Below are 7,371 nucleotides of genomic sequence, written 5' to 3' on the forward strand. Positions count from 1 at the left end.
TGCTTTTGCAAGGGAAAGGCGCACCCAACACGGAGTGTGATTCGTGGAAACCGGGGAGAGGGTGCCATGTCGAAGATGATTTTCGTGAACCTCGCGGTCGCCGATGTGCCGGCGGCAACACGCTTTTACGAGGCGATCGGGTTCGTGCAGGACCCGCGATTCTCGAACGATCGCGGATCGGGCATGACGTGGTCGGACAACATCCACGTCATGCTGCTCGACCGCGACTTCTACGCCACCTTCACGCCCAAGCGGGTCATCGACCCGCGCACCGAAAGCGGCGTGCTGCTGGCGTTGTCGTTCGACGACCGCGCCGCCGTCGACGCGATCACCGACGCCGCGCTGGCGGCGGGTGGGCGCGAACTCCACGATCCCGAGGACGAAGGTTTCATGTACAGCCGCGCGTTCGAGGATCTCGACGGCCATGGCTGGGGACCGTTCACCATGGACATGGCCGCCGCCGAAGCCGCCCATGCCGACGGGGCGGCAGCATGACCTATATCGACGGGTTCGTGACCCCGGTGCCGCGCGACAACCGCGCCGCTTATGAACACCATGTCGCGCAGGCCGCGGCGATCTTTGCCGATCTTGGCGCGACGCGGCTGGTCGAATGCCGGGGGGACGACGTACCGGCCGGCACCCACACCGATTTCGCCCGCGCGGTCGCGCTGACCGATGACGAAGACGTCTTGTTCAGCTGGATCGAATATCCCGATCGGGCGACGCGCGATGCGGCCGGCGCGGCGATGATGGCCGATCCGCGGATGGCGGCGCTCGGCATGCCTTTCGACGGCAAGCGCATGATCTATGGCGGGTTCGACGGGGTCATGGTCAGCGATAGCGATGGGACAAACACCGCCCCCGGCTATGTCGATGGCTGCCTGACCCCGGTCCCCGCCGCCGGCCGCGACGCCTATATCGCCTTTGCCGCCGAATCGGCACAGGTGTTCCGCGATCACGGCGCGCTGCGCGTGGTCGAGGGATGGGGCGACGACGTACCCGTGGGCAAACACACCGATTTCGCGCGGGCCGTCGCGCTGCAGGACGGCGAGGTCGCCTGTTATTCGTGGATCGAATGGCCGTCGAAGGATGCGCGCAACACCGGGTGGCAGGCGGTGATGGCCGACCCGCGCATGGCCGATCGCGACATGCCGTTCGACGGCCGCCGCATGGTCTATGGCGGCTTCTTACCCGTTTTCGATCAACGCATGGGAGCGGACGCATGAACCGGCAGGGCGACTTCATCTGGTATGAATTGCTGACCAGCGACATCGACGCGGCGGCCACCTTCTACGCCGACGTCGTCGGCTGGCAGGTGCAGGATTCGGGCATGCCGGACATGGACTATCGGCTGTTCGTCGCCCCCGACGGGGCGATGATCGGCGGGCTGATGGCGATGCCGCCGGGGATGCCCGCCCCGGTCTGGCTCGGCTATGTCGCGGTCGACGATGTCGATGCCGCCGCCGCCGATTTCGTCGCCGCCGGCGGTACGCAGCACATGGCTCCGACCACCATCCCCGGCGTCGGCCGCATCGCGATGCTCACCGACCCGCAAGACGCCGCGCTCTATCTGATGCGCAGCGAAAGCGACGCGACCAGCACCGTCTTCCAGCCCGCCGATCAGGCGACGCCGGGCCATTTCGTCTGGAACCAGCTGATGGCCCCCGACCCCGACCGCGCCATCGCCTTCTATGTCGACCGGTTCGGCTGGCGACAGCAGGGATCGATGCCGATGGGGGCGTATGGCGACTATAAGTTCCTGCTGTGCGGCGACGTCGCGATCGGCGCCGCGATGGGCATGGTGCCGGGCGGTGAGGCCGGCTGGCAATATTCGACCCATGTCGCCGATATCGACCATGCCGCCGACCGAATCACGGCGGGCGGCGGCACCATCCTGCAAGGGCCCGACCAGATCCCCGGCGGCAGCTATTCGATCGTCGCCACCGATCCGCAGAGTGCCCGCTTCGGCTTGGTCGGCCCGCGGCGATGAGCAAGCTGCAACTGTGTCTGGTCGTCAACGGCCGGGCGGAGGAAGCGGCGCGCTTCTACGCCGCAACCTTTCCCGACAGCGCGGTCGGACGTGTCCACGCGGCTGCCGCCGACTTTCCCGGCGGCAAGGCGGGGGACGCGCTGGTCGTCGAGTTCACCCTGCTCGGCCAGCCCGGTTTCGCGCTCAACCACGGCCCGCCGACGCCCTTTTCCGATGCGATCTCGTTTCAGGTGCTGACCGACGATCAGGCGGAGACCGACCGCTATTGGGACGCGATCGTCGCGGACGGCGGGCAGGCGCGCGACTGTGGCTGGTGCAAGGACCGGTTCGGCCTGTCGTGGCAGATCACGCCGCGCGCGCTGATGGCGGGGATGGCGGATACCGATCGGGCAGCGGCCGGACGCGTCATGCAGGCGATGATGACGATGCAGAAGATCGACATTGCCGCTATCGAGGCCGCTCGCAGCGGAGAGACCCGATGACCGAACACGAACTGGCGATCGAACGCCGCATCGCCGCCCCCGTCGACGCGGTGTGGCAGGCATGGACCGAACATCTCCCCAAATGGTGGGCCCCGCGCCCCTGGACCACCGACCTGATCGCCCTCGACCTCACCCCCGGCGGTCGGTTCGCGACGACGATGCGCGGACCGGCGGGGGAGGAAATGACCGGCGAAGGCGTCATCCTCGAGGCGGTCCCGTATGAACGCGTCGCCTTCACCAACGCCTTCGCCCCCGGCTGGATACCGCAGCCGCAGCGGCTGGCGTTCGTCGGCCTCTTCACCTTCGAAGCCGATGGCGACACGACCCTCTACCGCGCCGCCGCCCGCCACTGGGACGAAGAAACCGCGAAGATGCATGCCGAAATGGGTTTCGAAGGCGGCTGGACCATGGTCGCGCAGCAATTGGAGGCGGTCGCGGTCAACTTTGCGTGACGGCCCCGCCCTGACCATTACCCACCCGTTTGGTTCGAGCAGCTTCGAGCGAAGTCGAGAAGCGTCCGTCCAGAACTGCCCGCCCAAGGCAACGGCTTCTCAACTACGGTTCTCACAGGCTCGAACCTACGCTCGAAGCAAACGGTGATAGACGTTGAAGACGCGGCCCTCCCTCAAGCAAACGCCACCGCGCCCTTCAACTGCTGATACGCCGCGATCACCTTCTGCAACGCCGCCTCATGCTGCCGGTCGCCGCCATTGCGGTCGGGGTGATAGCGCCGCACCAGTTCCGAATAACGCTGGCGCAGGCCGGTCCGGTCGACATCGATGTCCAGCCCCATGACCTTCAGCGCCGACCGGTCGGCGGGGCTGAGCGACCGCCCGTCCCTGCGCTCGGCCCGGTTCACCCGCGCATCGCGGAACTTCGCGCCGATCGCATCGAGCGGGTCGGCAAAATCGGCCCAGGCCGGCCCGGGATCGACGCCGGCCCGTGCAAAGGCGCGGGTCTCGCGGTCCCAACCGGCATAGGGGCGCTGTGCGTCGGTGATCTCCTCGGCGGTCATGCCCGCAAAGTAATTATACCCCGCGTTGAACGCGCGGATATGCTCGAGGCAGAACCAGCGATAGGCGTTCGGCCGTTCGCCGCCCTGCGGTGCGCCCTCGACCGGCGGCGCGCGGAATTCGCCCGCCTCCGCGCATCCGGGCACCTCGCACGGCCGGCCATTCGCCTCGACCCGCCCGTGGAACCGGGCATTGGGGCGATCCTTGCTGATCTTCTCGCGCGCCACGCGACTCCCTTTGGCAAAAGGGGCTATATAGGCGCGATGACCGACACCACCACCTTGCCGCTCGCCGATCTGATCGCCCGGCGGCTCCACGACGCCCTGTCCCCGACTCATCTGGTCGTGACCAACGACAGCCACCATCATGCCGGCCATATGGGCGACGACGGCACCGGCGAGAGCCATTTTTCGGTCGATATCGTCGCGGATGGCTTTCTCGGCCAGTCGCGCGTTGGGCGGCAGCGGATGGTCAACCGGGCGCTTGCCGACCTGCTGGCCACCCGCATCCACGCGCTGGCGATTCGCGCCCGCGCTCCGGGAGATGGCGATTGAGCTACGACCTCTGGTACTGGCCGACGATACAGGGCCGCGGTGAATTCGTCCGCCTCGCGATGGAGGGGGCCGGCATCGCCTATCGCGACCGCGCGCGCGAGGATGGCGTGGAGGCGATGCTGGCCATGCTGGAACGGCACCCGCGCCCGCCGTTCGCCCCGCCCTATCTCTCGCTCGACAATTTCGTCATCGCGCAGGTCGCCAACATCCTGCAATATCTGGGCGAGCGCCACGGCATCAGCATGTCGAGCATCCGCGACCGGCAATGGGCAAATCAGTGGCAATTGACGATCGCCGACCTCGTCACCGAAATCCACGCCGTCCATCATCCGGTGGCGACCGGCGACTATTACGAGGATCAGCAGGCGGAGGCATTGCGCGCTGCCCGACAGTTCCGGTCCGAACGCCTGCCTAAATTCCTGACCTATTTCGAAGACCTGCTCGGCGAAAACAACGATCCGTGGGCGATCGACCATCGCTGGACCTATGTCGATACCTCGCTGTTCCAGCTGGTCGACGGGCTGCGCTACGCCTTTCCCAACCGGATGAAAATGCTCGAACCCGGCCTGCCCCGGCTGATCGCGATCCGCAACGCCGTCGCCACCCTGCCCGGCATCGCCGACTATCTTGCCAGCGACCGGCGTATCCCCTTCAATGAAGACGGCATTTTCCGCCACTATCCCGAACTGGACGCCGATTGATGGAAAACGATCGCTTCTTTCTTCAGACGATCTTGCCGATCACCCACGACCTTGGCGGGTTCAAGGTGCATCGCACCCTGCCGACCAGGACGCGGACGATGGTCGGCCCGTTCATCTTCTTCGATCAGATGGGCCCGGCCGAGCTCGACCCCGGGCAGGGCATCGACGTGCGTCCGCATCCGCATATCAACCTGTCGACGGTCACCTATCTGTTCGGCGGCGCGATCGACCATCGCGACTCTCTCGGCACCTTTGCACGCATCGAACCCGGCGCGGTGAACCTGATGACCGCCGGCCACGGCATCGTTCATTCGGAACGCTCGCCGGACGACGAACGCGCCGGCGGCCCGCTGCTGTCGGGTATCCAGACATGGCTGGCGATGCCCGAGGACCGCGAGGAAATCGACCCGGCGTTCGAACATGTCGAGGCCACCCGCCTGCCGATCGTCAACGGCAGCGGCGCGACTGCCCGCGTCGTGATGGGCGACCTGTGGGGCGTGTCGGCCCCGACCACGCAATACGCCGCGACCATATATGCCGACATCATCCTCGAATCGAACGGCGCGATCCCGATCGATGCCGGTGCCGACGAACGCGCGCTGTATCTGACGCATGGCGACGCGGCATTGGACGGCGTCGCGCTCGACCCGATGACGCTCTACGTTCTGCGCCCCGGCATCGCCGCGACCCTGCGGTCGTCGGCCGGCGCGCGCGTGATGCTGTGCGGTGGCGAGGCGTTCACCACCCCGCGCCATGTCTGGTGGAATTTCGTGTCCTCACGCCGCGACCGCATCGATCAGGCCAAGGCCGACTGGAAAGCGGGCAACTTCCCCAAAGTCCCCGACGATGCCGAGGAATTCATCCCCATCCCCGAAATCCCCAAGACGGTCAGCTATCCGTGACGAGGATGCGTCGCATCGCGCTGTCGACCGGCGTGTCGCTCGACGTCGCGGTGGCGGGCGATGCGGGCGCGCCGGCGATGATCTTCCTCCATGGCTTTCCCGAATCGCATCGGACGTGGCGGCACCAACTGCCGGAATTTGCGCACGACCATCACGTCATCGCCCCCGATCAGCGCGGCTATGTCCGCTCCGACAAGCCGGCGGCGGTCGCGGACTATGCCCCCGACCACATCGTCGCCGACCTGATCGCGCTCGCCGATGCGCTGGGGGTCGACCGGTTCACGCTGGTCGGTCATGACTGGGGCGGCGCGATCGCGTGGATGGCCGCGTTGCGCCATCCCGACCGGATCGAAGGCCTCGTCATCCTCAACGCACCGCACCCGCTGGTCTTCCAGCGTTCGCTGTTCGACGACCCCGAACAGCGCGCCGCCAGCCAGTACATCACGAAATTCCGCGACACGTCGATCGATCGCGGGCTGATCGGCAGCGGCCTCGAACATTTCTTCGCGACCGGCTTTGCCAAACTGGTCACCCGCACCATCGCGGGTACGGACAAGGCCGCCTATCTCGACGAATGGTCGCAACCCGGCGCGATGACCGCGATGCTGAACTGGTACCGCGCCTCGGCGATCGTCGTGCCGGCACCGGGCGAAACGCCCGAGCGCCCGGCCTGGATCGACGCCCCCTTCCCGCCGATCGTGCAACCAACGCTGGTGATTTGGGGCCTGCGCGACAAGGCGCTGTTGCCGGTACAGTTCGACGGGCTGGACGCGGTGGTGCTCGACCTGACGGTGGCAACGGTCGACGCCGGCCATTTCGTGCCGTGGGAGGCACCCGAAGCGGTGAACGACGCGATCCGGGGGTGGCTGCCGTAAAAGCCGATCGCGCCCCCAACCCACCGCCGGTTCGGGCAGGCAACATCAACCCACCTCGTCACCCCGGGCTTGACCCGGGTGTGGATTCACATTCGAAGTGCAACGGGTTGAAGGTTTCGGCGGGCGTTTTGAAGCCGAGGCATTTTCGGGGTGTGAGGTTGTGTCTGGCGAGGATGGCGTCGAGTTTGCGTGAAGGCAAGTCGTCGAGATCGGTGCTGCGGGGCAGGTCGCGCCTGAGGCGTCCGATGGCGTTCTCGACGCCGCCTTTCTGCCATGGCGCGCGGGGGTCGCAGAAGTAGGTGTCGAGTGCGAGCCCGCGTTCGATGCGCTGGTGGCGTGTGAATTCGGTGCCGTTATCGAAGGTGATCGAGCGTCGTAGCGTGGCCGGCAGCGGCTTGAGCATGCGGACGAGGGCGTCGGCGACGGGGTCGGCCTTGAGGCTGTCCTGGCGCACGACGATGGTGAGGCGGGAGGCGCGCTCGTGGGCGACGAGGATCGCGCGACCGGGCTTGGAGAAGAGCATGGCATCGGCCTCCCAGTGGCCCGGCACGTGGCGATCCGCGATATCCGCCGGGCGGTCGTAGATCGAGGTCCGGTCGGTGCGGCGCGGCCAGCCGCCCTTGCCACGCCAGCCCCGTTTGTACCTGGCGCGTGAGCTGGGCGTAGACGAAGCGGTAGATCGTCTCATGGCTGATGACCGGGCGGCCTGCCTCGCGCGCGAGACGGCCTGAGACCTGCTCGGGCGACCAGCCGGCACCGAGACGATCGAGGATGGTTTCGCGCAGATCGTCCTCGCGCTCCAGCCGGCAGCCGCTCCAGCGCCGCGCCTCGGCCTGCGCCTGGGCATAGGCGGG

10 protein-coding genes and 1 pseudogene are annotated in these 7,371 nt (G+C 67.1%); 9 read left to right on the forward strand and 2 right to left on the reverse strand.

Going from position 1 to position 7,371, the window contains the following annotated elements; translation table 11 throughout:
- Nucleotides 1–66 precede the first annotated feature (66 nt).
- Genes ASE70_RS12190 through ASE70_RS12215 form a run of 5 tightly spaced genes read left to right on the forward strand, consistent with a single transcriptional unit; the run spans nt 67 to nt 2,924 of the window.
- Nucleotides 67–495 carry a VOC family protein gene (locus ASE70_RS12190; protein WP_056505189.1) on the forward strand — a complete coding sequence of 143 codons (429 nt, stop codon included), beginning with the start codon at nt 67–69 and terminating at the stop codon, nt 493–495.
- Nucleotides 492–1,226: a DUF1428 domain-containing protein gene (locus ASE70_RS21015; protein ID WP_082451002.1), complete on the forward strand. Its 735-nt coding sequence runs from the start codon at nt 492–494 to the stop codon at nt 1,224–1,226. The genes ASE70_RS12190 and ASE70_RS21015 overlap by 4 nt, the downstream gene beginning before the upstream one ends.
- Nucleotides 1,223–1,990 (forward strand): VOC family protein, encoded by a 768-nt coding sequence (locus ASE70_RS12205; RefSeq protein WP_056398605.1) that lies wholly within the window; start codon nt 1,223–1,225, stop codon nt 1,988–1,990. Before ASE70_RS21015 ends, ASE70_RS12205 begins: the two co-directional genes overlap by 4 nt.
- Nucleotides 1,987–2,472, forward strand: coding sequence for a VOC family protein (locus tag ASE70_RS12210; protein WP_056505192.1), 486 nt, complete (start codon nt 1,987–1,989; stop codon nt 2,470–2,472). The genes ASE70_RS12205 and ASE70_RS12210 overlap by 4 nt, the downstream gene beginning before the upstream one ends.
- A complete protein-coding gene (locus ASE70_RS12215; protein ID WP_056505197.1) occupies nt 2,469–2,924 on the forward strand; it encodes an SRPBCC domain-containing protein in 456 nt (151 codons plus the stop codon). The genes ASE70_RS12210 and ASE70_RS12215 overlap by 4 nt, the downstream gene beginning before the upstream one ends.
- A gap of 173 nt (nt 2,925–3,097) precedes the next feature.
- On the opposite strand, the gene ASE70_RS12220 is transcribed toward ASE70_RS12215, so the two are convergent.
- Nucleotides 3,098–3,712: a J domain-containing protein gene (locus ASE70_RS12220; RefSeq protein WP_056505198.1), complete on the reverse strand. Its 615-nt coding sequence runs from the start codon at nt 3,710–3,712 to the stop codon at nt 3,098–3,100.
- Between the two features lie 36 nt (nt 3,713–3,748).
- Between ASE70_RS12220 and ASE70_RS12225 the strand changes: the two genes are divergently transcribed.
- From ASE70_RS12225 to ASE70_RS12240, 4 genes are read left to right on the forward strand one after another with little or no spacing between them, the layout of a single operon-like run.
- Entirely contained in the window at nt 3,749–4,039 is a 291-nt protein-coding gene (locus tag ASE70_RS12225; RefSeq protein WP_056398597.1) for a BolA family protein, read from the forward strand.
- Nucleotides 4,036–4,740, forward strand: coding sequence for a glutathione S-transferase (locus ASE70_RS12230; protein ID WP_056398594.1), 705 nt, complete (start codon nt 4,036–4,038; stop codon nt 4,738–4,740). The genes ASE70_RS12225 and ASE70_RS12230 overlap by 4 nt, the downstream gene beginning before the upstream one ends.
- A complete protein-coding gene (locus tag ASE70_RS12235; RefSeq protein ID WP_056505201.1) occupies nt 4,740–5,642 on the forward strand; it encodes a pirin family protein in 903 nt (300 codons plus the stop codon). Before ASE70_RS12230 ends, ASE70_RS12235 begins: the two co-directional genes overlap by 1 nt.
- A gap of 5 nt (nt 5,643–5,647) precedes the next feature.
- Nucleotides 5,648–6,517, forward strand: coding sequence for an alpha/beta fold hydrolase (locus tag ASE70_RS12240; RefSeq protein ID WP_056505203.1), 870 nt, complete (start codon nt 5,648–5,650; stop codon nt 6,515–6,517).
- 58 nt (nt 6,518–6,575) lie between these two features.
- Here ASE70_RS12240 and ASE70_RS19260 read toward each other — a convergent pair.
- Nucleotides 6,576–7,371, reverse strand: a pseudogene (locus ASE70_RS19260) (IS30 family transposase); the annotation flags it as partial.

Origin of the sequence: Sphingomonas sp. Leaf22 (assembly GCF_001421715.1) — a bacterium.
Lineage (GTDB): Bacteria > Pseudomonadota > Alphaproteobacteria > Sphingomonadales > Sphingomonadaceae > Sphingomonas.